Below are 24,827 nucleotides of genomic sequence, written 5' to 3'. Positions count from 1 at the left end.
ACCTAAATACTATGTTTAAGAGATTATTGACCTTAGCACTTATCACAAGCGCCTTATTCGTAAGAGGTCAAGAACTTAATTCCCCACAGCTCTCCCAGTATCTTGCGGATAACCCGTTTGTACTGGCCCCCACCTATGCAGGGATTGGAGACCATGTTAAGATACGGCTCAATGGTTTGGCACAGTGGGTAGGCATCAAGGATGCCCCCAGGACACAATCCTTGGCCGCAGATATGCGGATTGGGGAAAAATCCGGGGTGGGCGTGTTTTTATATAACGATTCAAACGGATATACCAAGCAAAGGGGCGCCAGGGTTTCTTTTGCCCACCACCTTACCTTGGACCGCTATGAGGACGAGTTTCTATCCTTTGGTCTTTCCTATAATTTCAACCAGTTCAATATCGACATTGATCAGTTCAATCTTATCGACTTTCCCGATAATGGAATCGTAAACAACAGGCAAACGACCAACCACAACTTTGATGTGGGGGTTTTGTATCGATATGACAAGTTTTACTTTGCCGCAAATGCTTCCAATATTTTGGACAAAGACCCAAGAGACCTTACGTTTGATATAGACGAGCCCAATGAATTGAGAAACTATTATGTGTATACGGGCTACAGATATACCAAAAGCAGAACAAGCAATTTGGAAATTGAACCCTCTATGTTGTTCAAGATTTTTGAAAGCGATGGACGTTCCGAAACGGATTTGAACGTAAAGTTCAGATGGTACGATTTTGAGGACTACTACTACGCCGGGGTTACCTACAGGTTCTTGAACGACCAGATTGGAAACCCGCTCTATATAGCACCGATACTAGGGTTAAAGAAAAGCAACTTTTATTTTGGATACTCCTATCAGATAATCTTGAACGAGATTTTAGGCTATAGTACAGGTACCCATGTAGTTACCATTGGTGTGGATCTATTCCAAGGTATCAGCAATTGTAGGTGTACCTATTGATTTACCCATCTTTGTTTTAAGTTTGTGATCGAATCAATAATTGGATCATGGGGATTATTAGGGTAGATAACATTAGGGTATATGCATATCACGGGTGTCTTTCTGAGGAAACAAAAATCGGAAGCGATTATTTGGTAAATGTTGAAGTCAAGGCAGACCTCTCCAAAGCCATCGTATCCGATGCACTGAAGGACACTGTGGACTACGTCCATATAAACAGAATTGTGGTGGAGGAAATGGGCATTCCCTCCAAATTATTGGAACATGTGGCCAAAAGAATAGGGGACCGTATTTTTAAGGAACTCCCAATGGTAAAAAAAGCTAGAATTTCAGTTGCCAAGGTAAACCCGCCCATAAACGGCGATGTGCAAAAGGTGCTGGTAGAATTATCGCTCAAGAGAGGAAAATAGGATAATGGCATTGTGGCCGAACGGGAAGGCGGAACTCCTGCAAGAGTTTTATACTGGTTCTAATCCACTCGATGCCTCAAAAGCAGAATAAATTCTGATAGATCCATGATAGAGCGGCCATGGGTCTATTATTTCAAACAAACTTCGTTTCCTTTAAAACAAAAGGATTATTTTTTATTAAATTTGCAATCATTTTAAAAAAGGGCATCGTGGCCGAGTGGCTAGGCAGAGCTCTGCAAAAGCTTGTACAGCGGTTCGAATCCGCTCGATGCCTCCAAAACCTCCTATTCTTGGGAGGTTTTTTAATTCTGTAGAAGAAACAACAGAAAAACGGTGGGCATGAGATATATCACTATCGTCCTGGCCCCGTCATAGTCCTTTGCTACCCGTTGCCCTAACAACAACATCAAAAGGGTGATACAGCCCAAAAGAGCACCCCAAAAAGCCATGGATGTGTTTTGGGAACTTAGGATTCCATAAATGCCCATTAATGAGGCAATTCCCGTAATTAGTTCCAACACCAGGATAATTACCACTAGTAAAGGAACGGAATTCTTGAACGGCGTTTTTGAAAAGTGACCTTTTAACCATCCTATATTGCCCTTCCAATCGAATATTTTATCAGCTCCGCTTTGTAAAAAGGTCAAGGCCAAAAAAAGAAGCAAAATAAGCTCTGAAGCGTATTCGTGTATTGTTTCCATCAAGAAGGTATTTTTGTCGGTTTTTTATGAAGTAGCCTTGTAAGTCGAATGGATAGGTCCGTAAATATGATCTTGGCATTGCCATTTCTTTCAATGTGGTAAATGGCCTCTTCCAGTTCTTTGGTTATTTCCAAAATATTGTTTTCATGGACAAAGGGCGCGAATTTTTCAAACTGGAAGCCATCGACATGTACCTTCATATAGGCAAGTTCATGCACTCCGTAATTCAAAAGCATCGCTTGTCGCATTACCATAATACAATAGTAAAGAAATTTTTTTTGGGTTTCCCTTCCGGTTTTTGCCAATTCATCGCTCCACAATAGTAATTCATGGATTGCGGCTTTGTTTCCTTTCGCTTTAAAGGCACTGCGCACCCATTGCACGAACCACTTTTCGAACACCAGATCTTCCGAGTCCTTGTTCAAAAGGTCAAGCGCCTTGTTGAAGTTTCCATTGGCTTCGTGGGAGATTTGCATCGCCTCTTGCTGGGACGCCCCTTTTTTGAGCAGCGCATCGGCAATAACGTCTTCCGCCAACGGCGGGAAATGTAAAATCTGACACCTGGAACGTATGGTCTGAAGAATTTGCTCCTCATCCTGGCAAAGCAATAGAAAGACCGTTTTTTCGGGGGGTTCCTCTATTAATTTCAACAGTTTGTTTGAGGCTGCGTTATTCAACTTCTCGGCCATCCAGACAATCATAATCTTATAGCCTCCCTCGTATGATTTGAGGGACAGTTTTTTTACAATCTCCTTGGCCTCGTCCACACCGATCTGGCCCTGTTTTTTTTCTATATCTATCAATCGGTACCAATCAAAAAGATTTCCATACGGTTGTTCCGATAAAAAATCACGCCATTCCCTTATGAAATTGTCACTAACGGCATGTTTTTTGGCTTGCTCCGTATTCGCTACCGGAAAGGCAAAATGGACATCTGGGTGGGAAAAGGAATTGAATTTTAGGTTGCAGGAAGCACTACCTCCTTCATTTTCGCCATTTGAGTTTCCACAAATCAAATATTGCGCGTAGGCTAATGCCATAAGCAAAGTACCTGAACCTTCCGGTCCTACGAATAATTGGGCATGTGGAACCCTCCTTGCATCTGCACTGGAAGTGAGATGGTTCTTTATATGGGAAAGCCCTAAAACGTCCTTAAATAGCATGGCCTCAAATATAGTAGTTTTTGGTGCAGGAAAGAATAAAGATAATTTCTGGGGCAGGGTTTTAACTACACCTATTAATCTTTACATTTGCCTTTCATTCAAAAGCATCATTCCATGAAAATATTAGACGACTACAATTTTGAAAATAAAAAAGCATTGATAAGGGTGGACTTCAATGTTCCTTTGAACGAAAACTTTAAAGTCACGGACGCAAATAGGATTGAGGCTGCAAAACCCACCATCATAAAAGTTTTGGAAGATGGAGGAAGCGCGGTATTGATGAGCCACTTGGGAAGGCCCAATGGTGAAAAAAACCCTGATTTATCGCTTAAACATATCTGTTCCAAGGTATCTGATGTAATTGGTGTTTCCGTCAAATTTGTGGACGACTGTATTGGTGAAAAGGCTGAAAAGGCGGTTTCCGATTTAAAAAGCGGAGAAGTGCTTTTACTGGAAAACCTTAGATATCACAATGAGGAGGAGAAGGGTGATGAAGCTTTCGCTGAAAAGCTGTCGAAATTGGGGGACATCTATGTAAACGATGCCTTTGGTACCGCCCACAGGGCACATGCCTCCACGACCATTGTGGCCAAGTTTTTCCCAGGGGCGAAGTGCTTTGGATATTTATTGGCCAATGAAATCGATGCCATTGAAAAGGTGATGCAAACAGGGGAAAAACCTGTTTTGGCCATTTTGGGCGGCGCAAAGGTCTCTTCCAAAATTACCATTATAGAAAACATACTTGATAAGGTTGATGATTTAATCATTGGTGGGGGTATGACCTATACGTTTGTAAAGGCACAAGGAGGCGGCGTGGGCGATTCCATTTGCGAGGACGATAAAATGGATTTGGCCTTGGACATCTTAAAACAGGCCAAAGAAAAGGGCGTAAATGTACATTTGCCGGTAGACGTGCTCGCTGCCGATGATTTTAGCCCAAACGCCAACACCAAGGTTTTGGATGTTGATAAAATACCAAATGGGTGGCAGGGTTTGGATGCCGGGCCCAAAACATTGGAAATCTTCAAAAAAGTGATTTTAGGGGCCAAAACAATCCTTTGGAACGGGCCAGTTGGGGTTTTTGAAATGGATGCCTTCGCCAAGGGAACCATAGCTATTGGAAATTTCATTGATGAGGCTACCCAAAACGGTGCTTTTTCCCTTGTTGGGGGTGGTGATTCCGTTGCCGCCGTCAAACAATTTGGCTTTGAGGACAAAGTAAGCTATGTCTCTACCGGAGGAGGGGCCATGCTGGAGAGCCTTGAAGGAAAGACCTTGCCAGGAATCGCTGCAATAAACGACTAGACAGGGCGTTATCGATTAACGGAGTTTATCGAAGTAATCTACATTTTAAGAAAGAAAATTTTATTCTAAAGGAAAAATGTACGATTTTCGTTAGTCCCGCTAAGAAATTTTACGCCCTATGAAGAAGTTGCACACCCGTAGTATTATTCTTTTTGGTTTTTTTGTATTGCCGATGATTTCCTTGGGGCAGCAAAAAAATTCAACAACTGTTGTGAAAAAGGAGGAGCTGTCCTTTATTGAGGTTGAAAATGACACTGCGACGCTTCAGGCGGAACAGGTAATCGACCTTTCTTCAGTGGACTCTATTCCGGACAACGATTTCATATTGGTAAAGTCTGACCAAACCCATAAGTACCATCTCAACGACCATTCCCAAGCTGCAAAATATGACAGTCTTTGGTTGAAGGAACTTATAGCGAACGCCCCTCTTTTTGAGGCCATATATGAAGACGTCACCACCTTGGAACCCGATTCAACCTACGTTTTGGACCTTAATACGGACACACTAAAACTCCGTTTGGAAAAATTAAATCAAAAAACCCCTTTTAATGTTGCTTACAATCCCTCACTTGAAAATGTGATCAAATCATTTCTTACAAGAAGAAGAGGGCTTATGCAGCGCATGTTGACCGCAAGTCAGTTTTATTTCCCACTTTTTGAACAACAAATGGACAATCACAACATTCCTTTGGAAATGAAATATTTGTCGATTGTCGAATCTGCCTTGAATCCAAAGGCAAGGTCTAGGGTGGGTGCCACGGGTTTATGGCAGTTCATGTATGGAACGGGAAAAATGTATAATTTGGACGTTACCAGTTATGTAGACGAGCGCAGTGACCCCATTAAATCTACTGAGGCAGCCTGTAAATATTTATCAAAGTTGTATGAAATTTTCCAGGATTGGGATTTGGCGCTTGCCGCCTATAATTCAGGCCCAGGCAATGTGAACAAGGCTATTAGAAGGTCTGGGGGATATAAGAATTACTGGAATCTCAGGAGTTATCTTCCTAGGGAGACGGCTGGCTATGTACCTGCATTTCTCGCTACGATGTATATTTTTGAATATGCGGAAGAACATGGCCTAAAGGGCCAAAAAGTGGATAGGGCCTATTTTGAAACTGATACCGTGCACGTAAAAAGCCTTATCACCTTCGATCAAATATCAGAATTGGTAGGTATTGGAAAAGAGGAACTTAAAATTTTAAATCCTTCCTATAAATTGAACGCTATTCCTTACGTAGACGGAAAGAACTATACCCTTAGGTTGCCCATAAGCCATATGGGCAAGTTCGTAGCAAATGAGGCCGCTATTTATGCCCATGTAGAAAAGGAACTCAACAGCAAGGAAAGTCCTTTACAGGAACTTGTAAAACAGGCTGAGGAGGGTGAAATTACATATAAGGTACGTAGTGGCGACTATCTTGGTAGAATTGCGGATCGATATGGTGTTGGGGTTAGCCAAATTAAAAGATGGAACGGTTTAAGGAGCAATAATCTTAGAATTGGACAGCGTTTGACCATTTACCCCAGAAAGCAGCCCGTGGCCGCAGTGAAGCCTAAGGACACCCCGTCAAAAGGAACTGTTTCAAGCAATTCTAAGGTGCATGAAGTCCGCAGCGGTGATTCCCTTTGGACGATTTCTAGAAAATATCCTGGAGTTAGTATCGAAAATTTACGAGAATGGAACGGTATTAGTGGTAATAACCTAAAACCGGGCACAAAATTGAAACTGTGCGATTGTTCATCGTAAATTAGATAGGTAAAATGAAGAAAATTAGAGCACTATTTTTAATAACAATAACTACCTTGACCCTTGCTTCTTGTAAGGAGGGCAAAAAACAAGATTATTTGCCAGAGTCCATTGGCGCCTATAATACGCTCACCGTGGTTATCAACAACGATCTTTGGAAAAGTGAGGTTGGGGACAATATAAGGAGACACTTTGCTGCTCCTGCATTGGGTTTGTCTTGGGACGAAGCCCAATTTCGAATCACGCAAATTCCACATCAAATCTTTTCAGGTTCCATTAGGAACACTAGGGCGGTATTATATATAATGGAGGACTCCTTGGATATAGCCCATATGAAGAGTAACATGTATGCCAAACCTCAATTGATAGGTGTTATAAAAGGCAGAAACCATCAAGAAATTATTGAAAACCTAGATGAAAAAGCCCCTGAATTTATATCGGATTATAAGGCTTTGGAGATAGCAGAGGCTCAAAAGAAGTTTTTGAAATCCCTCAGCAAGGAAAAGGCCTTGCAGGAAAAATTGGGGATAAGTCTCAACGTACCTTCCGTTTATAAGGTAGGAAGGGAAGAGGAGAATTTTGTGTGGATCGATAGGCAAATTCAAAAAGGGAACATGAATATCATTGCCTACAGTGTGCCTTGGGATACATTTGAGAACGACTCCACCTTCGTACAGGACATTGTAAGCATGCGAGACTCTATTGGAAACCTTTTTATTCCGGGGGAGGATATTCCTGGAAAAAACAACCATATGATTACAGAAAAGGCGTTTTCACCCTATGTTTTTCCTGCCGAAGTAGGTGGAAGAAAAGCGGCCGAGGTAAGGGGAAGGTGGGAAATGTCCGAGTATCCCATGGCAGGTCCTTTTTTGACCTACATAATAAATGATAAGCCAAATAATAGAAAATTAGTTTTGGAAGGGTTCACTTTTGCGCCAGCAACAGAAAAACGCGACTATATGTTCGAGCTGGAGGCAATTTTAAAGACAGTAAAATTCAATTAGTAGATTAATCTGGTATTACAATAAAAGGGCCCACGATAAGCGGGCCCTTTTTTACGGATATAAATTAGTTATTTAGTTTAAAGATTACTAAACGAAAAACCTGTTGATATTCTAAATATTAGTGCATACGCCGCCAATGCAATTAGTATAAAGCATGCCCATGAAAAAATTTTGAAATAGTTTTCCAGAATATAACTTTTCCAATTTCTAAAGGCTTCAATATAAATTTCCTTGATAAGTAAAAGATTCCCCATAATCATAGTTTTTTAAGTTACAGTGCCAAACTTCGAAAACAGAAAGCACATTTCTAAAAAGATTAGATTAACGGATCATAAATTCTTTCAAAAAAGAAGGATATTTTATAAAATCGATAAAGGGTCAATTTTAACGTTCAATCGAAAACGACTCTAAACAAAACACTTATTGGTTTATCATAAGTGCATAGAAAAAGGGACCAGTTTTTAGAAAACCGGCCCCATTTTTAAATCAAATATGTTTATGGTATTACATGTCTACAATTATAAATTCCGATCTACGGTTTAAATAATGCTTTTCCTCCGTGCAGTGTACACTGCCATTACATTCGTTGAGCAGTCTTTCCTCACCGTACCCTATGGCACTTTGGATTCTTTCCGGTGCAATTCCTTTGGAAATGATATATTCCCTAGTGGACTTGGCCCTTCTATCCGAGAGGTATTTGTTGTACACATCGCTACCCCTGGAGTCGGTATGGGATTCTATCTTGATGACCATCTGTGGATATTCGTTCATGACGCTTATTAGCTTATCCAGTTCTTTGGCCGCATCAGTACGTATGTAGGATTTATCAAAATCAAAATGGATCATTTCCGTCTTAAGCTTTCGAATACCGTCTTCAACGGCGATCATTTCCTTGAGCTTTCTCATTTGAATGTCCACGTTTATAGTATCGTTATCCGTTGTGGCAACTTCCGTTTCATAATCAAAATAGGAATTGCGGGTCGTTTTAAGGGTATATTTTGTATTGGCATCTAGGTCTTCGAACATGAAGCTTCCATCTTCACCTGCTTCGACCTCCTTCAATTTAATATTGTTCTCATCCAATAATTCCACTAGCGCCCTTGGCATAACATCGCCGGTTACCAACTCAGTTACGATACCGGCAATCGCATTTTTCACGACCGGAATTTCCTCTATATTTAGGGTTTTAAAGGAATAGATATCGTCAAATCCTTTACCTCCATCCCTATTGGATGCAAAATAGCCCATCTGTTTTTCCTCGTTTACAATATATGAGAAATCGTCCTTATTGCTATTAATAGGTTTACCCATGTTTTTTACTTCCATAAAACCGCCATCCTCGTTAAAGGCCGCCTCATATACGTCCAAACCGCCCATGCCTACATAGCCATCCGAAGAAAAGTATAGTTTTTCCCCATTCACGAAGGGGAACATCTCCCGTTTTGCCGTATTAATGCCAGGACCTAAGTTTCTAGGTTCCGAGAAGGAGCCGTCCTCCTTGAGGTCCACTACGAATATATCCGTTTCACCGATGCTTCCAGGCATATCTGACACGAAATACATTTTCTTGCCATCCGGACTAAGCACTGGGTGACCTGTTGAATAGGAGTCGCTGTTGAAAGGTACTTCGGTAGCTTCGGCCCACTCACCATCGACCTTGACCGATTTATAGATTTTTAGATGGTTGATACCCTTACTGTCCCTTCGAAGCTTTTTGCCATAATTGTTCCTTGTAAAGAACATGGTATTGTTATCTGGCGTAAAGGTAACTGCGGCCTCATGGTATTTGGTATTGATTTTCTTGCTGAACTTAATGGCATCGCGCAATTCTTGCGACTCTTCGTTCAACTTTGCCGTGTAAAGGTCCAAATAGGGCTGGTTGTCCCATTTATAAAGTCTGGTAGTATATACGGACGAATCCTTAGCAGAGGCGAAAACAACCTTGTCCTGCTCAAAAAACGCAGGGGAAAATTCGCTATATTCTGAATTGATTTCAAGATTCCTTATGTCGAACTTGTCCTTAGAGTTTAATAGGCGATCCAACAATTCTTCCCTTTGTTCATTTGATCTGTTATAATCGCCAAGTTGGGCTTCATATTTCTTGTTGTAAAGGCGCATTAACCTTTTAGATCTGGCATACTTTCCAGTTCCCTTTAATGAATGGGCATACCTAAAAATATTATCGGCAGACATTTGATCCCCATAAGTTTCATACATGGCATTATACCATTTATAGGCCTGCTCCATGTTTGTATTGAAATAATGAGCGTCCGCAATTTTTTGTAGTACCTCATAAGATTGGTTTACCTTATTATTGTCCAAAGCCGTTTCGTATAATTTTGCAGCTTCGGAATACCACATTTTATCGAAATAGGCATCGGCCCTTTTTATAATCATACTTTTGTTGGGGTCGGATTCTATGGATTTTGTCCCAGGATTATCTTGTAATGGTTCTACAGCTTCAACTAAATTCGCATTCCCCACCTGCTCTTGTATCATTTCATAAGTAACGTCCTCTGGTTCAAGAGGTCTTACCAAAATGTTATTGTTTAGTTCCTTTTGTTGCGAGGCGTTTCCTTTGTTTAGGGAAGAACTTTTACCAGCACTGGCAATTCCGCTTTCTTCAAAACCGCTGGCAGCCTCTTGGTAAGCTGTAGTATTGTTCTGTTTGGTATAATATACAGCAGTGGCTTTTCCGTCTGCATCATTGGTCACAACTTCGGAGTAGATAATGTTACCGTCTTGGGGCAACCTATTTTCCAAAAGGTCTTTTTCACTAGCAATTATACTATTGTCAAATGAGTTGTCGATTACCATGTTCAAAATCCAAACGTCATCTTCGTACTGTCCGTCAAAATTGGACTTACAATCGGCAATCGCTGTTTGCCAGGATCTATAGTGGTTTAGATATAAGTAATAAAGTTTGTTTTTGGGATTTTTAATATATCCGGCGTTGAAGCCTTTTTTATTGAGTTTCTTTACTTGTTTATCAAGTTTGTTGTCCTTGCTGAAAACACCTGCAATCACATAATAGCCATCGGTAAACCCATCGATATCGGTTAGGGTTCTTTGTGGAATATTGTTTGTCCTTGTAGCATTGAAAAACCCTTCATCGTCCGTTCTATCCACGGAATATGCCTGATTTGATGTATTCCTGGGAGCCCCCAAAGCCGATGATGCCAGATCAGTCTGAAGATCTTGGGCACCTATGGATAGGGACATAAAAAATAAACAAAAAGGAAAAATATGTTTCATGCCTTAAAAATCATTTTCGAAAATCTTACTCCAACTAGTTGACTAATAACAGTTTTTGGACAGATTTATTTTCGAAAATACTTTTAAAGCCCTTAATGAATTATTTTTTGTTGTGAAAGGGGTGTTTTTTGTCGTGTAGCAGTAATATTTGCTTGGGTCAAAAGGGGTTTGAAGAAAAAAACGCAATAAAGAAAGTTAAACAAAAAAGGCGTTAGCCACATCCGGTTAACGCCTTTTCAAACTATATAATTATATCCTTATTCTTTTTTTTCTTTTTCAGGGGACTCGTCCTCTTTGGAAGCGTCCTTAAATTCCTTTATTCCGCTGCCAAGGCCGCGCATAAGCTCTGGAATTTTTTTCCCTCCAAAAAGCAAAAGAACTACCAAAACCACTATTGCTATCTGCCAAGGGCCTATTGCTAAAAAAATATTCGCTAACGTCATAATACAAAGTATTTAATGGAATAACAAATGTAATAAAAACAAGTTTACCTAACTAGAATATTAACGTTAACCCAATAATAGGTAAAATTAGGGCCGGAATCATGGAAAGTTTTTAGTTGCATGTTTTACGCATCGCTTATTTTTAGAAGTTCTCGCAATAGTTTACATTTCTAAGTTTATCTTTGTTCAGATGGCCAAAAAAGTAAAAAGAAGAAAGGAAATAAAGCGAAAGTTGCTCCATAAGTACCGTTTGGTGATACTGAACGAAAGTACTTTTGAGGAAAAGATATCTTTCAAGCTCAGCCGTTTGAACGTATTTGTAACGGGTTCCCTTTTTATGATAGTACTTATTGGTCTCACCATACTTCTCATCGCATTTACACCCTTACGGGAGTATATCCCCGGATATTCATCCACTGCGTTGAAGAGACAAGCAACGGAACTTACTTACAAGACGGATTCGTTGGTAAGGACCCTAAATTATACCAATAGGTATTTGGACAACATCAGAATGGTCTTGAAGGGCGATATTGAAAACAACGAAATCAATAGGGATTCTTTGTTCGAACAATTCAAGATAGATCCTTCCTCCGTTGATTTGACACCCACACGCGAAGATTCCCTTTTAAGGGCAGAGGTTGCCTTGGAAGACAAATACAACCTTTTTGAGAGGGATACGGACAGGAAAAATTTGGTGCTATTTCCTCCTGTAACAGGGACCGTATCCATGGGTTATGACCTAGAAAGTAAGCATTATGCGGTGGACATCACTGCCCCTATGGATACGCCGGTAAAAGCTGTGGCGAATGGTACCGTTATTTTTTCAGAATGGACCGCAGACACCGGTTATGTCATTATTTTGGAACATAAGGATGGTCTTTTAAGTGTATACAAGCATAACGGATCCTTGGCAAAATTTCAGGGAGCGGTCGTGCGGGGCGGTGAGGTCATAGCATCTGTTGGAAATACCGGTGAATTGACCACAGGCCCTCATTTACATTTTGAACTTTGGGATGACGGAAATCCCGTAGACCCCCAAAATTTTATCGATTTTAATTAAATGACATGTCGTTAAAAGCCTTTGCCGCCAAGATTTTCGCCAAAAGAATAGTGGCTAAGACCAATAAGTGGGTCCGCAAGCCAGATGTAACCCAAAACAGGGTTTTCAAGGAGCTTATAGGCAAAGGGGCTGGAACCAGATTTGGACTGGACCACGATTTTAGCAACATCCACACGTATAAAGACTTTTCTGAAAGGGTACCAGTTAGGGATTACGAAGAACTAAAATCCTATATTACGAGAATGGTTAATGGAGAGGCAGATATTTTATGGCCCGGCAAACCACTATATTTTGCAAAGACATCCGGTACAACCTCGGGAGCCAAATATATTCCAATCACCAAGGAATCCATCAAGAATCAAGTGGAAGCGTCCAGAAATGCCATTCTCAGTTATATCGATGAAACGGGTAGGGCCGATTTTGTGGACGGAAAAATGATTTTCTTACAGGGAAGCCCTGAACTTACGGAAAAGAACGGGATAAAATTGGGTAGGCTTTCCGGCATTTCCGCCCACTATGTGCCCAATTATCTCCAAAAGAACAGACTGCCAAGTTGGGAGACCAATTGCATTGAGGATTGGGAGACCAAAGTGAATACGATCGTAACCGAAACCATGCACGAGGATATGACCGTAATTGCAGGTATACCCTCATGGGTACAAATGTATTTTGAGAGGCTCAAAGAAAAAACCAATCGGAATATTGGGGAGCTGTTCCCTAATTTTGAACTATTCATTTACGGCGGTGTCAACTACGAACCCTACAGAAAGAAGTTTGAGGAGTTGATTGGCCGAAAAGTTGCCAGTATTGAGCTCTTTCCGGCCAGTGAAGGGTTTTTTGCCTATCAGAATTCCCAGAAGGATAAAGGTATGTTGCTGCTCTTGGACCATGGTATTTTCTACGAGTTTGTTAGGGCAGATGAATTCTATAATGAGGAAAGGAAAAGGTTGACCATAAGGGAGGTAGCATTGCATGTGGACTATGTGATGATTATAACCACGAATGCAGGACTTTGGGCGTATAATCTTGGGGATACCGTTCGGTTTGTTTCCTTGGACCCTTATAAAGTAATCGTTTCGGGACGGATTAAACACTTTATTTCGGCCTTTGGTGAGCATGTGATAGCCAAGGAAGTAGAAGAAGCTATGCTCATGGCCACAAGTGCTACGGATGCCAAAACAAACGAGTTTACGGTAGCACCACAAATCACACCTGAAAATGAGGAGTTGCCTTATCATGAATGGTTCGTTGAATTTGAAAGGGAACCTTCGGATATGGAAACCTTCAAGAAAACTTTGGACCAAGCATTACAAAAACAAAACAGCTATTATTTCGATTTGATAGAAGGTAAGGTCCTTCAGCCCTTGAAAATAACCCTGATCAGGAAAAATGGATTTATGGATTACATGAAGTCCATTGGCAAGCTGGGAGGTCAAAACAAGGTCCAAAGATTGTCTAATGACAGAAGTGTCGCCGACAAATTAAAGGAATTTATCGCTTGACAAGACAGGAGATCTATACAAATAATAATCGTAGTTTTGCGGGAAATCTTTTATGGGTAAAACAGTTACAACTACCAGGGCACAGGAATCTACCAATGCTATTGAACGCATGTACATTACCATGCGGCACCTTTTTAATAGAGGCTTTTATAAACCCACCGGTGTATCTGGCGAAGCCTTAAAAAATGCTCTTTTACTTTTACGACCAGAAATTTACGGATCACTAGGGGAGGAAAAGGCGGAGCTCAACGGTCTTTTGTACGTTTTGGAAAGACTGCCAGAGGGCATAGAGCAATGTAGGTTTATCAATCTAACTTCTGACGAGGGTTATGGAATTTCCCATATAGACCCCATTATTCCCCCAAAAAGAAGACGGAATTGTTACCGTATCGATGACGAACAAATGAACATTGAGATTACACGTGGCAGATCGGATATCTATGATATTCTGACCCATTTAACATTTTTGTTCATCGAATCCGAAAAAATATGTAATAAGGTCTTGATTCCTGATTCCAATAAAACCATTAGGGATTGGACAAAGCTGGAAGCCTCCCTGAAAAAGACAGAGCTGGAACAATCCGAAAAGGAAATTGCTTTGATACATACGGCAAATATTTTGGGAAGGTCCTTTGGAGAAGTATTGAATGTTTACAATAAATTGGCAACGGAAACCAACCCAGAGCGATTTTTACGCATTGTATATTGGTTGGGAAAATTGGCAATTGAAGAGGAATTGACAGGAGAAAAGCGCTCCATTACATTTAGTACTTTGTTAAGGGAGCGATTGGGACATCACATTCATGGGGAACGTTGGGCCAACCACATAAAAGCGATTTTGGAAGAACATGGTCTATTGGAAAGGCCTATCCATATAATCTCCGCTAATATGCATAGTGTCATGAATTCTTTTTTTGCAACCCATGCACTAAAAGATGATTTTCCCAATGCGAACAAGCTGGAAATTTATGAAGCCTTGAGCGCATCGGGCAGTGAAGACTTGCGATTAAAGGTGCGGGAATTTGCAGAGGCCAATGGCATGATATCCATTGAGGATTCCTCGGGTACCAATATTGATGTACAAATATTTGATACGGGGAGGTTCAATAAAAACGTATGCTGCTATAATTTCCCAAGTACAGGTGAAGAAGAAAAACCTGTTATATTTGTAATGGACTATGCCTTTGGGGAGCAGGCCTTTGAAACTATCGATGAGTTTCTTAAGCCATATGAAAAGGAGGAGAGGGAGGTTTTCTTAAATGTAGTATCAGTCTCCATTATGGGAAAGGCCGGGATATTGGAAGGAGGCAAAGGAGACATTATGATTCCTTCGGCACATATTTTTGAGGGAACGGCGGACAACTATCCTTTTAACAACGAACTGTGCAGCGAAGATTTCAAAGGAAACGGTCTTAAAGTTTTTGAAGGAGCCATGGTAACCGTTTTAGGGACTTCGCTCCAGAATAAGGATATACTGAAGTTTTTTCATGAATCCACTTGGAACGTAATAGGATTGGAAATGGAAGGGGTGCACTATCAAAAAGCGATACAATCTGCCTCGAAAATTAGAAAAAGTATACGGGAAGATGTGAAGGTGCGATATGCCTATTATGCATCGGACAATCCTTTGGAAACTGGCAGTACTTTGGCTTCGGGAGGATTGGGTACAACGGGCGTAAAGCCCACCTATTTGATTACAGATCGTATTTTAAAACAAATATTTTACTCATAACATGGCGGAAAATCAATCAATTAAAAATCAGGACAGTTCCGATGAAATCGACTTGGGACAGCTATTCCAGCTTATCGGCAGGGGATTTAATGCCATTTTCAGGTTTATACTGAGAGTTTTTCTCTATTTAAAGAAAAATGCTTTTATACTCATTGGTTTAATTTTATTGGGATTGGCGGTCGGCTATGGATTAAACCAAATTGTTTCAAAAAGACTAAAGACGGAGGTTATTGTAAAGCCCCAATTAAACAGTAAGAATTATTTGTATGATGTAATAGACGAATTACAATCAAATATTGCTGCAAAGGATACTAGTTTTTTTCAGTCCATAGGAATAATGGATATTGATTTCTCAGGTTTGGAGATCACCGTTGGTAAGGCCATGGAGGAAGTTACCTCTGAAACGGATATGCAATATCTGGAGCTACTACAGAATTTTGAAAACACCAATGCTATTGCGGATCTGTTAAGGGCAGAGCTAGAGGACAAAAGCTCTTTTAGTCATCGGATTACATTCTACTACAAAAACAAGGAAAAGGGAAGTGAGTTTGCCAAAAAAGTTATGGATTATATCAATTCCAATTCTTACTTTGACGATGTCCTCCAAATAACTAGAAATAACGCAGAAAATAGAATCGAACAAAACCAAGTATTATTGGAACAGGTCGATAGGATTGTTACCAATTATACCAATAATCTGGCTTCGGGGAATAATCCCATTTCTAGTGAACGGATTATTTTGGACAATCAGGAACAAGTTAATATTGCCGATCTTTTCCAATATAAGAACATTCTTATAAGAGATATTGAAGCGAAAAAACTGGAATTAGCAGAGCAGTTGCAACCTATCAGTATCATCAACTTTGGAAAGCCTCAAATAGTTAGAAAGTCATTTTTTGGAAAGAATATAGTTCTTGTGCCAATTGTATTTATACTCTTTTTCTTTCTAATCTCCTTCTTACGGTACCTCAACAGAAAAGCAAAATTGCCCGAGAATAGTAAATGAAAAATCGATTCAATGAATACCGCACTATTTTGGTCACCGGGGGAGCGGGCTTTATTGGCAGTAATTTTATTCCGTTTTATTTAAAAAACAACTCTAATGTAAGGATAATTAACTTGGATAAACTCACCTATGCTGGGAATCTTGATAACTTGAAAGAGGTAGCAAATGATAGTCGGCATTTGTTCGTGCAGGGGGATATATGCAATAAAGAATTGGTCAACAAAATATTCGAGGAGTATAATATAGATGGTATTGTGCATTTTGCAGCCGAATCCCATGTGGATAATTCAATAGAAGATCCGCAAAATTTTATTAAGACCAACATAGAGGGAACCTTTGTACTGCTTGAAGCTGCAAGAAAGTATTGGATGAATTCACCCTTTCAAGTTAGAAAAGGTATGGAACATGCACGTTTTCATCACATTTCCACGGATGAGGTATTTGGTAGTTTGGGAGCAACAGGATATTTCACGGAAGACTCCTCCTATGCACCAAATAGCCCTTATAGCGCCTCAAAAGCGTCTTCAGATTTCTTAGTTCGTAGTTATTTCCATACCTACGGTTTAAATGTGGTAACCAGTAATTGCTCCAACAATTACGGTCTTAAACAACATGATGAAAAGTTGATTCCCACTATTATCAGAAAAGCTTTAAATGAGGAGGAAATCCCCATTTATGGCAATGGCAGTAACATAAGGGATTGGCTCTATGTTATGGACCATTGTAAAGGTATATCCAAGGTTTTTCAAAAAGGCAGGTCCGGAGAAACCTATGTTTTAGGGGGAAACAACGAATTGAGTAGTTTAAAAATTTCAAAAGAAGTTTGCGTTATTTTGGACAACCATGTTCCCAAATCCAAAGGAAGTTATTTGGAACAGATTACGTTTGTGTCGGATAGGCCAGGACATGATTTCAGATATGCGATTGACTCATCTAAAATAAAGAACGAGTTAGGATGGTTCCCAAAGGAAAGTTTGGATTCCGGTTTAGAAAGGACCGTTTCTTGGTATGTTGATAAATATAGAAAAGGAAGAAAATGAAGGGAATAATATTGGCGGGCGGTACGGGTTCACGCTTACACCCTATTACTTTGGCGGTGAGCAAGCAATTAATGCCCATTTATGACAAACCTATGATTTATTATCCCTTGGCCACTTTAATGTCAGCCGGAATAAGAGAGATATTGATTATTACCACACTGCAGGATGCGCCTATTTTTGAAAAATTATTAGGAGATGGCTCGCAACTTGGGTGTGAGTTTCAATATGCTGTTCAGGAACACCCTAATGGCTTGGCAGAAGCATTCATCATTGGAGAGCAATTTATTGGAGATGATAAGGTTGCGCTAATTTTGGGAGATAATATTTTTTACGGCTCTGGGCTGGCAAAGCTTTTGCAACTGAATAATAATCCGGAAGGAGGCATTATTTATGGGTATCACGTAAATGATCCGCAACGGTATGGAGTAGTTGAGTTTGATAATTCTGGAAAGGTGATTTCCATTGAGGAAAAACCGAAAAAACCAAAATCAAATTATGCCGTGCCTGGTATTTATTTTTACGATAACGAAGTAATTGAAATTGCAAAAAGTATCCGACCCAGTAAAAGGGGAGAATTGGAAATAACGGATGTAAACAAGGCTTATCTGGGAAAGGGGAAGTTGCAGGTAAGCATCTTAGACCGTGGCACGGCATGGTTGGACACGGGAACATTTGGCTCATTGATGCAAGCCAGCCATTTAGTGGAGGTAATTCAGCAGAGACAAGGACTTAAAATTGGTTGTATTGAGGAGATGGCCTATACCATGGAATATATTGACAAGGAACAATTATTTCAACTGGCAAAACCTTTAATGAATAGCGGGTATGGGGAGTATTTAATTAATTTGCCTTGAATGAAGATTAAATTGGGCAAGAATGAATCTCCTGTCGATTATTTGGCATTTTTAGTGAACAATACTGGTGACAAAAATGAAGTAGGAAGAAAAACTGTACTTTTGAAAAAATGATTTAGTGACTCCTTAGATTTAGTGAAAATTAAATTTCTAAATGATATATATTGATTATTTTGCTCATGAGAGTGCAATTATAGACAAAGATTCTAACATAGGAAAAGGCTCTAAAATCTGGCATTTTTCTCATATAATGACAGACTGTATTATTGGCGAGAACTGTAATATTGGACAAAACGTAGTTGTTTCACCTAAGGTCATATTGGGAAACAACGTAAAAGTTCAAAACAATGTGTCTATCTATACCGGTGTAATTTGTGAAGATGATGTTTTTTTAGGTCCATCAGTGGTTTTTACCAACGTAATAAATCCGCGAAGTGCTATAAATAGAAGAGATAAATACGCAAAAACGGTAGTAAAAAAGGGCGCCTCCATTGGGGCTAATGCCACCATAGTTTGCGGCAACGACATTGGCGAATATGCCTTTATCGGGGCAGGAGCGGTAGTGACTAAAGACGTGCCCGCCTATGCGTTACTGGTCGGTAATCCTGCCAAACAAATTGGTTGGGTTGGGGAATATGGACATCGGTTGCAATTTAATTCGCAAAATGAGGCCATTTGTCCTGAAAGTGAGCAAAAATATAAAATCGAGGACGGTAAAGTAACAAGAATAGCATAATATGAATATAGATTTTGCCAACTTGGATAAGGCATTTAAGGAGCACGAGGATGAATTTTTGACAGCAGCCCTCGAAGTAATGTCTTCAGCACGATATATTTTGGGCAAGGAAACTGATGAATTTGAGGAAAAACTGAGGCAATTTACCGGCTCGCAACATGCGCTTGGATGTTCTTCCGGTACAGATGCACTTTTATTGGCTTTAATGGCCCTAGGAATACGTTCAAGAGACGAAATAATCACTACGCCGTTTACATTTATCGCCACAGCCGAAACAATTGCTTGCTTGGGTGCAAGACCTGTTTTTGTAGATATAGATGAGGAAACTTTTAACATCGATGCCTCATTAATTGAAGCCGCCATATCCGAAAACACGAAGGCCATTATGCCAGTATCGCTCTATGGTCAAATGGCGGATATGGATGAGATCAATCGTATTGCGGAAAAATATGGATTGGCCGTTATAGAGGATGGTGCGCAAAGTTTTGGTGCGCTTTATAAGGGCAAAAGGAGCTGTAATACCTCTACTATTGGATGTGCCAGTTTTTTCCCAGCAAAGCCCTTAGGTTGTTTTGGAGACGGGGGTGCCGTTTTTACAAAAGATGAAAAATTATATGAGATGATGAAGGCCATGAGAGTACATGGGCAGGTCAAAAGGTACGTCCATAAATATATTGGCATGGGTGGAAGGCTGGACAATTTGCAGGCGGCCATCTTGAGCGTAAAGATGAATTATTATGAAGAGGACATCAAGAGGAGACAGAAAGTTGCCGACAATTATAAAACTAGGCTAAAAGGCATTATCCCAACACCGGTGGTCAAAGAAGACAGAACATCCGTTTGGGCCCAGTTTACGATAAGGGTACAGAATCGTGGATGGGTTCAGGAGAATTTGGCCAAAGTAGGTGTACCTACTGCCGTGCACTATCCCATACCTATGCATCTACAAGAATGTTTTGGTTATTTAGGTTACAAATTTGGAGATTTTCCCGTAAGCGAAATGTGCGCTGACGAGGTAATGAGTTTGCCCATGAACCCATACCTATCAGAGAATGAACTAGACTATATCACAAACAATCTGATTAAATTACTTTAAATGAAGAATTTTGCATTGATAGGTGCAGCGGGCTATATTGCTCCAAGACATATGAAGGCCATTAAGGATACAGGAAACAATTTGTTGGCCGCCTTTGATAAAGGGGATAGCGTTGGGGTGATAGATTCCTATTTTCCCAAAGCTGATTTTTTTGTTGAATTCGAACGTTTCGACCGACATATCGAAAAGTTGAAGTACGAAAGGGAAATGTTCTTAGATTTCGTTAGCATCTGCTCACCCAATTATCTTCACGATGCCCACATTCGTTTTGCATTGCGTTCTGGAGCGGACGCTATTTGCGAAAAACCTTTGGTACTTAATCCTTGGAACATCGATAAACTTAAAAAAGTAGAAGAGAACACAGGCAAAAAAGTTTACAATATCCTACAACTGAGAGTACACCCGTCTATCATTGCACTCAAGGAAAAGGTAAAAAACGCGAAAAAAGACAAAAAATTTGAGGTTGATTTAACCTATTTGACCTCTAGAGGGCATTGGTACCATACCTCTTGGAAAGGGGACCATAGCAAATCAGGAGGTATCGCAACCAACATCGGGGTCCATTTTTATGATATGCTTTCTTGGATCTTTGGCGATGTTCAAGAGAATATCGTGCACGTTCATGAAAAGGATCGGGCCGCCGGTTATTTGGAATTTGAAAATGCCAGGGTTAGATGGTTCTTATCCATTAATGCGGACTATCTTCCCCATGAGATCAAGGAGAAAGGACAAAGCACTTTCAGGTCGATTACCATTGATGGCGAAGAATTGGAGTTCAGCGGTGGCTTTACCGATTTGCATACCATGGTATACCAAGATATTCTTGATGGCAAAGGTTATGGCCTTGAGGCGGCAAGAACCGCAATAGAAATTGTCCATAATATTAGGGCTTCAGAACCCGTTGGTTTGCGAGGTGAGTACCATTCCCTTCTAGTAGGCCTTGATTCTTGACAACAGATACCATCTAAGAAATATAAAAGCAAATTGTTCTCAAAAATTTGGTCGAAATTTTCAGAATCTGAGTTTTCAAGAAATGTTTCCACTCAAATCTTGGGTACGGGCATGGCACAAGCATTGCCCTTTTTGGCCACCCCTCTTTTGACCCGTTTATACACAGAAGAGGATTTTGCCACGTATACGTCATTTTTCGCTGTGGCCAGTATTTTTGCCGTAGCTGTTGGAGGCAATTATCATCTAGCAATCGTTTTGCCTAAGGCTGAAGTTGAGGCCATTAAGTTATTTACCCTAAGTATATATTTGACCATTGCCTATTCGGTGGCGATTGCGTTGATTTTGCCTTTTTTCCACCGTCTTTTTCCTGACACCTTAAAAAATGCCCTTTTTTACGTACCTCTCTATGTTTTGTTCTTTGGTATTTGGACGGCATACATTAATGTTTCCATTAGACATAAGACCTTTACTAACAACGCCTTGGCAAAGGTAGTGCAAGCTCTTGGTTACATCATCATCGCTGTTGGTTTGGGATTCAGTAAGCTTTTGGCATTTGGGCTGGTAACTGCCAAAATTGTCGGCACTATTATTTCTTGGATGTTTCTTTTCCGTAAATCACGGATAAGGTTTGCCATACTGCCTTTCATATCATTAAGGGATATGGCCATTACCTATATAGATTATCCTAAATACGGCATTTGGCCCGCATTTTTGAATACCATATCGCTTCAGGCCATGGTATTGGTGTTGACAAAATTCTATACGACCGAAGATTTGGGCTATTTTGGCCTCACATTTATGGTTTTGAGCGCTCCATTAACACTTATAGGAGCTTCTTTCAAAGATGTCTTTTATCAAAAAATTGCATTTTTGATGAATGCCCGACGATATCGGGAAGCACAAAACTTCCATAAAAAGGCTGCAATGGCCTTGTTTTTAATGGGACTGCCAATAGGAATCGTACTATTCTTCTTCGGAGAATCGCTTTTTGGTTTTGTTTTTGGCACAAAATGGAATAGATCCGGTCATTTTGCATCAATTCTTGCCATTAGCTTTGTGGTGAGGTTAGTTATAAGTCCGCTTTCATCTCTATTCAATGCCACCAATACCCTGCGAATCGCATCTAAATGGCAGGTTTTGTATTTTGTAAGCACCTTTGTGTCTTTAGGGTTTTGTGCCATTCACCTTAAATTGGGGCTAATAAAACTTATGTGGGTATATGTTGTTCATGAAATCATACTATATGGCTTGTATTTGGCCCTTCAGATAAAAACCCTCTATGGTTATGGTCAAGACCCTGACCACAACAACCAAAATTGCTGAATGATGATGACGTTTAAATTTGGAAGCATACGGAACAATCTTCATTATAAGGGAGCCTTGTTATATGCTTTTTTCATTCCGCTTCATCCAAAAATGGCAACTCTAGCCATAATTATTTGGCTTTTTTTATCAATGATAAGCTACAAAAGTGGAAATGTGGTCAAGAATAAGTTTCTCTGGCTATTGCCCTTGTTTTACGTCTCCTACGCCGTTGGTTTTTTAAATTCTGGAATTTCAGATTATGGATTTATAGAGAGCAAACTATCTCTGCTGGCCTTTCCAGTACTTTTCTTTATTCACGATTATTCTCTTCAACAACGCATGGATATGCTGCGGGCCTTGGTTGCCGGACTAACATTGGCAGGTTTTGTATGTCTTTTAGTAGCCACCTATAGGTCAACGTCAATCGAAAACGGCATCTTTGTCTTTCAAGCCAATGTATTGAGCGGAAAAGGGTTTGTAGAATCCATAATGTATGGGGGCAACTATTTCTTTGGCCGGCACTTCTCAATCTTTCACCAAACCGTGTATTTTGCGCTTTATCTATGTATAGGTATTGCTGTACTAATGTTTCGACCTAATGAGTTTAAACCGCTATTGCGCATTGTTTTAATAATGTTTTTTTTGGCGTTGCTCTTTCTCATTTCCAACAAAGCTTCATTCATCGCTCTTGTCATGGTTTTACAGATGCTCTTGTTTTTTTCAACATATAGTGTTAGACAAAAGGTTAGGGGCTTAGCCATAAGTATAGCGGTAACTTTACTTTTTGTGTTTGGAAATCCCAGAGCGCGGGAGGCGATACGTAAGGTTGTTGTTGATGGGATAACCATAAATAAAAACGAGCGCTACGGATTTGGAACACGCCTTTTAAGTTGGGATGCGGCCTTTAATTTAATACAACAAAAACCAATTTTGGGATATGGTCATGAAAACACCCAAAAACAGTTAAACACGTATTATCTGAAAAACAATTATACATTCGCATTAAAGGAAAGTTATAACGCCCATAATCTATGGTTGCAATCCTGGCTCGAGAACGGAATTGTCGCCGTACTCCTTCTTTTGTGTGTTTTCTCAGTGCTTTTCTCTAAAAGCGTGGGTTCCCCCTTATTTTTGTCTTTTGTGCTGATATTGCTTGTTAATTCAATATTTGAGGGAATGTTCAATCGTTTTTCCGGTATTTCGTTTGTCTCATTTATATGCTGTTATATAATGACAAACCCAAAGAAGGGAGGTGTGGTCGATGAAGCTTAAGTTGAATATCTCAAATTACTTTGTTCTGTATTTTTTTCTTTTGATGGGCCTGTTCCATTATAAGATTAAGGGTTACCCATATTGGGAATATGTGGGGTTCTTGAAAAGCCAAAGTTTTGGTTTTATTCCATCGCGCTTTTTTCTATCACTGCTTCTTTTCTCAATAAACTTGGCTTTACTCAGCACTTTAAGGAAGACCAAGATGTCATTTATCGTTTTGTCCATTTTCTTTGCATTGATTACCATTCCATCATTAATTGCTTTTACTACCGGCAGCAATTATCCGGGCAATTTGTTGATATATCATCAATCCTTTTTTTTCGTCCTTTTTGGGTTCTCAAGGATTAATGTCAATTTTGCCAAAGTTCCTACAATTAACAAGAGTCAGTCCCTCTACCTGCTTTTGCTAACAGCTACCATTGGCATTATTCCCTATATTGTTGTCTATGGTCCCTATATCAATTTGAAAAACCTATTATTAATGGACGTGTATGAGACTAGGTTCAAAATGAGGCCCCTATCAAACCCCTATTTTGGATATTCCTATTCAGTGTTCACGAAGATTGTAATTCCACTAATAATTGTTTTTGGCCTAGAACTCAAAAAAAAGGTCTGGGTTTTTGTAGGGGCGCTATACTTGATTTTGTTTTATTTGTTTGGCGCACATAAATCTGTCTATGTGGGCCTTTTTGTAGTGTTCATATTCTATAAATTCAGTTATGCAAAATCAATCCATTTCATTCTTAAGTACTCTTGTGTCCTGATCGTACTATTTGCGGTCTTGGCCTATTTTGGGTGGGACTATCCTTGGATATTATCTTTTAGGAGGGTGCATTTTTCGTCTGCCCTACTGGATATTTGTTATCTCGATTTTTTTAAGAACAACTATTTATACTGGTCAGAATCAATTTTCAAGGGCTTGATAGAATATCCTTATGATGTTCAGGCTACCCATCTTATTGGCGACCTATATTTTAAACGGCCCAATATGTCTGCCAACAATGGATTTATCTCAGATGGTTATATGAATTTTGGAAGTACCGGCGTATTCATAAATATCATAATTGTCAGCGTTTATTTTTCGATATTGAATAGTCTTCATATACCTTCAAAGTATTTTGGCCTATATTTAGTCACCATGTTCTCATTTTTAAGTTCTCCGGTAAGCACGGTATTTCTGACCCATGGCGGTTTAGCATTGTTGTTGGCCTCGATTTTTTTGTTGAACAAAAGGCCCACAGCCCAAGTTACCCGGTAGTCCCTTATAACTTTAA

At 39.9% G+C, this 24,827-nt stretch carries 22 protein-coding genes and 1 tRNA gene; 18 read left to right on the top strand and 5 right to left on the bottom strand.

Going from position 1 to position 24,827, the window contains the following annotated elements; translation table 11 throughout:
- Positions 1-11 precede the first annotated feature (11 nt).
- The 3 genes from DZC72_RS05475 (at position 12) to DZC72_RS05465 (ending at position 1,655) form a co-directional block, all read left to right on the top strand.
- Positions 12-968, top strand: coding sequence for a PorP/SprF family type IX secretion system membrane protein (locus DZC72_RS05475; RefSeq protein WP_125221852.1), 957 nt, complete (start codon positions 12-14; stop codon positions 966-968).
- Between the two features lie 47 nt (positions 969-1,015).
- Positions 1,016-1,378: a dihydroneopterin aldolase gene (gene folB / locus DZC72_RS05470; protein ID WP_125221851.1), complete on the top strand. Its 363-nt coding sequence runs from the start codon at positions 1,016-1,018 to the stop codon at positions 1,376-1,378.
- Between the two features lie 203 nt (positions 1,379-1,581).
- A tRNA-Cys gene (locus DZC72_RS05465) sits at positions 1,582-1,655 on the top strand.
- A 25-nt stretch (positions 1,656-1,680) separates the two neighbouring features.
- On the opposite strand, the gene DZC72_RS05460 is transcribed toward DZC72_RS05465, so the two are convergent.
- Entirely contained in the window at positions 1,681-2,079 is a 399-nt protein-coding gene (locus tag DZC72_RS05460; RefSeq protein WP_207891712.1) for a DoxX family membrane protein, read from the bottom strand.
- A complete protein-coding gene (locus DZC72_RS05455; protein ID WP_125221850.1) occupies positions 2,079-3,242 on the bottom strand; it encodes a DNA polymerase III subunit in 1,164 nt (387 codons plus the stop codon). Before DZC72_RS05455 ends, DZC72_RS05460 begins: the two co-directional genes overlap by 1 nt.
- A gap of 114 nt (positions 3,243-3,356) precedes the next feature.
- Here DZC72_RS05455 and DZC72_RS05450 point away from each other — a divergent pair, with 114 nt between their 5' ends.
- The 3 genes from DZC72_RS05450 (at position 3,357) to DZC72_RS05440 (ending at position 7,301) form a co-directional block, all read left to right on the top strand.
- Positions 3,357-4,547, top strand: a complete 1,191-nt coding sequence (locus DZC72_RS05450) for a phosphoglycerate kinase (protein WP_125221849.1) — start codon at positions 3,357-3,359, stop codon at positions 4,545-4,547.
- Positions 4,548-4,665: 118 nt separating this feature from the next.
- A complete protein-coding gene (locus DZC72_RS05445) occupies positions 4,666-6,297 on the top strand; it encodes a LysM peptidoglycan-binding domain-containing protein (protein WP_125221848.1) in 1,632 nt (543 codons plus the stop codon).
- Between the two features lie 14 nt (positions 6,298-6,311).
- Positions 6,312-7,301 (top strand): DUF4837 family protein, encoded by a 990-nt coding sequence (locus DZC72_RS05440; protein ID WP_125221847.1) that lies wholly within the window; start codon positions 6,312-6,314, stop codon positions 7,299-7,301.
- 77 nt (positions 7,302-7,378) lie between these two features.
- On the opposite strand, the gene DZC72_RS18060 is transcribed toward DZC72_RS05440, so the two are convergent.
- The 3 genes from DZC72_RS18060 to tatA all read right to left on the bottom strand — a co-directional run bounded on the left by DZC72_RS18060 (position 7,379) and on the right by tatA (position 10,999).
- Complete coding sequence (locus tag DZC72_RS18060) at positions 7,379-7,555, bottom strand: DUF6747 family protein (RefSeq protein ID WP_317127104.1); 177 nt, start codon at positions 7,553-7,555, stop codon at positions 7,379-7,381.
- Between the two features lie 250 nt (positions 7,556-7,805).
- Entirely contained in the window at positions 7,806-10,523 is a 2,718-nt protein-coding gene (locus DZC72_RS05435) for an OmpA family protein (RefSeq protein ID WP_243641649.1), read from the bottom strand.
- Positions 10,524-10,813: 290 nt separating this feature from the next.
- Positions 10,814-10,999: a twin-arginine translocase TatA/TatE family subunit gene (gene tatA / locus DZC72_RS05430; protein ID WP_125221846.1), complete on the bottom strand. Its 186-nt coding sequence runs from the start codon at positions 10,997-10,999 to the stop codon at positions 10,814-10,816.
- 190 nt (positions 11,000-11,189) lie between these two features.
- Here tatA and DZC72_RS05425 point away from each other — a divergent pair, with 190 nt between their 5' ends.
- The 12 genes from DZC72_RS05425 (at position 11,190) to DZC72_RS05370 (ending at position 24,811) form a co-directional block, all read left to right on the top strand.
- A complete protein-coding gene (locus tag DZC72_RS05425) occupies positions 11,190-12,059 on the top strand; it encodes a M23 family metallopeptidase (protein WP_125221845.1) in 870 nt (289 codons plus the stop codon).
- A gap of 5 nt (positions 12,060-12,064) precedes the next feature.
- Positions 12,065-13,561: a GH3 auxin-responsive promoter family protein gene (locus DZC72_RS05420; RefSeq protein WP_125221844.1), complete on the top strand. Its 1,497-nt coding sequence runs from the start codon at positions 12,065-12,067 to the stop codon at positions 13,559-13,561.
- Positions 13,562-13,613: 52 nt separating this feature from the next.
- Positions 13,614-15,293, top strand: a complete 1,680-nt coding sequence (locus DZC72_RS05415; protein WP_125221843.1) for a DUF6909 family protein — start codon at positions 13,614-13,616, stop codon at positions 15,291-15,293.
- Position 15,294: 1 nt separating this feature from the next.
- Complete coding sequence (locus tag DZC72_RS05410) at positions 15,295-16,299, top strand: hypothetical protein (RefSeq protein WP_125221842.1); 1,005 nt, start codon at positions 15,295-15,297, stop codon at positions 16,297-16,299.
- Positions 16,296-17,339 (top strand): dTDP-glucose 4,6-dehydratase, encoded by a 1,044-nt coding sequence (rfbB, locus tag DZC72_RS05405; protein ID WP_125221841.1) that lies wholly within the window; start codon positions 16,296-16,298, stop codon positions 17,337-17,339. Before DZC72_RS05410 ends, rfbB begins: the two co-directional genes overlap by 4 nt.
- The gene (rfbA, locus tag DZC72_RS05400; RefSeq protein WP_125221840.1) at positions 17,336-18,193 is read left to right on the top strand and encodes a glucose-1-phosphate thymidylyltransferase RfbA; all 858 of its coding nucleotides are present in this window, start codon (positions 17,336-17,338) and stop codon (positions 18,191-18,193) included. The genes rfbB and rfbA overlap by 4 nt, the downstream gene beginning before the upstream one ends.
- A 154-nt stretch (positions 18,194-18,347) precedes the next feature.
- Entirely contained in the window at positions 18,348-18,929 is a 582-nt protein-coding gene (locus DZC72_RS05395; RefSeq protein WP_125221839.1) for an acyltransferase, read from the top strand.
- Between the two features lies 1 nt (position 18,930).
- Entirely contained in the window at positions 18,931-20,025 is a 1,095-nt protein-coding gene (locus DZC72_RS05390) for a DegT/DnrJ/EryC1/StrS family aminotransferase (RefSeq protein ID WP_125221838.1), read from the top strand.
- The gene (locus tag DZC72_RS05385; RefSeq protein WP_125221837.1) at positions 20,026-20,976 is read left to right on the top strand and encodes a Gfo/Idh/MocA family protein; all 951 of its coding nucleotides are present in this window, start codon (positions 20,026-20,028) and stop codon (positions 20,974-20,976) included. It abuts the gene before it with no gap.
- Positions 20,977-21,009: 33 nt separating this feature from the next.
- Positions 21,010-22,299, top strand: a complete 1,290-nt coding sequence (locus DZC72_RS05380) for a lipopolysaccharide biosynthesis protein (protein ID WP_262707253.1) — start codon at positions 21,010-21,012, stop codon at positions 22,297-22,299.
- Positions 22,300-23,553, top strand: a complete 1,254-nt coding sequence (locus DZC72_RS05375; protein ID WP_125221835.1) for an O-antigen ligase family protein — start codon at positions 22,300-22,302, stop codon at positions 23,551-23,553. It abuts the gene before it with no gap.
- 202 nt (positions 23,554-23,755) lie between these two features.
- On the top strand, positions 23,756-24,811 hold the full coding sequence (locus tag DZC72_RS05370; RefSeq protein ID WP_125221834.1) for a hypothetical protein: 1,056 nt from the start codon (positions 23,756-23,758) through the stop codon (positions 24,809-24,811).
- The last annotated feature ends 16 nt before the right edge of the window (positions 24,812-24,827 follow it).

Origin of the sequence: Maribacter algicola, from assembly GCF_003933245.1 — a bacterium.
Lineage (GTDB): Bacteria > Bacteroidota > Bacteroidia > Flavobacteriales > Flavobacteriaceae > Maribacter > Maribacter algicola.
This window is presented reverse-complemented; position numbering and strand designations above follow the sequence as displayed.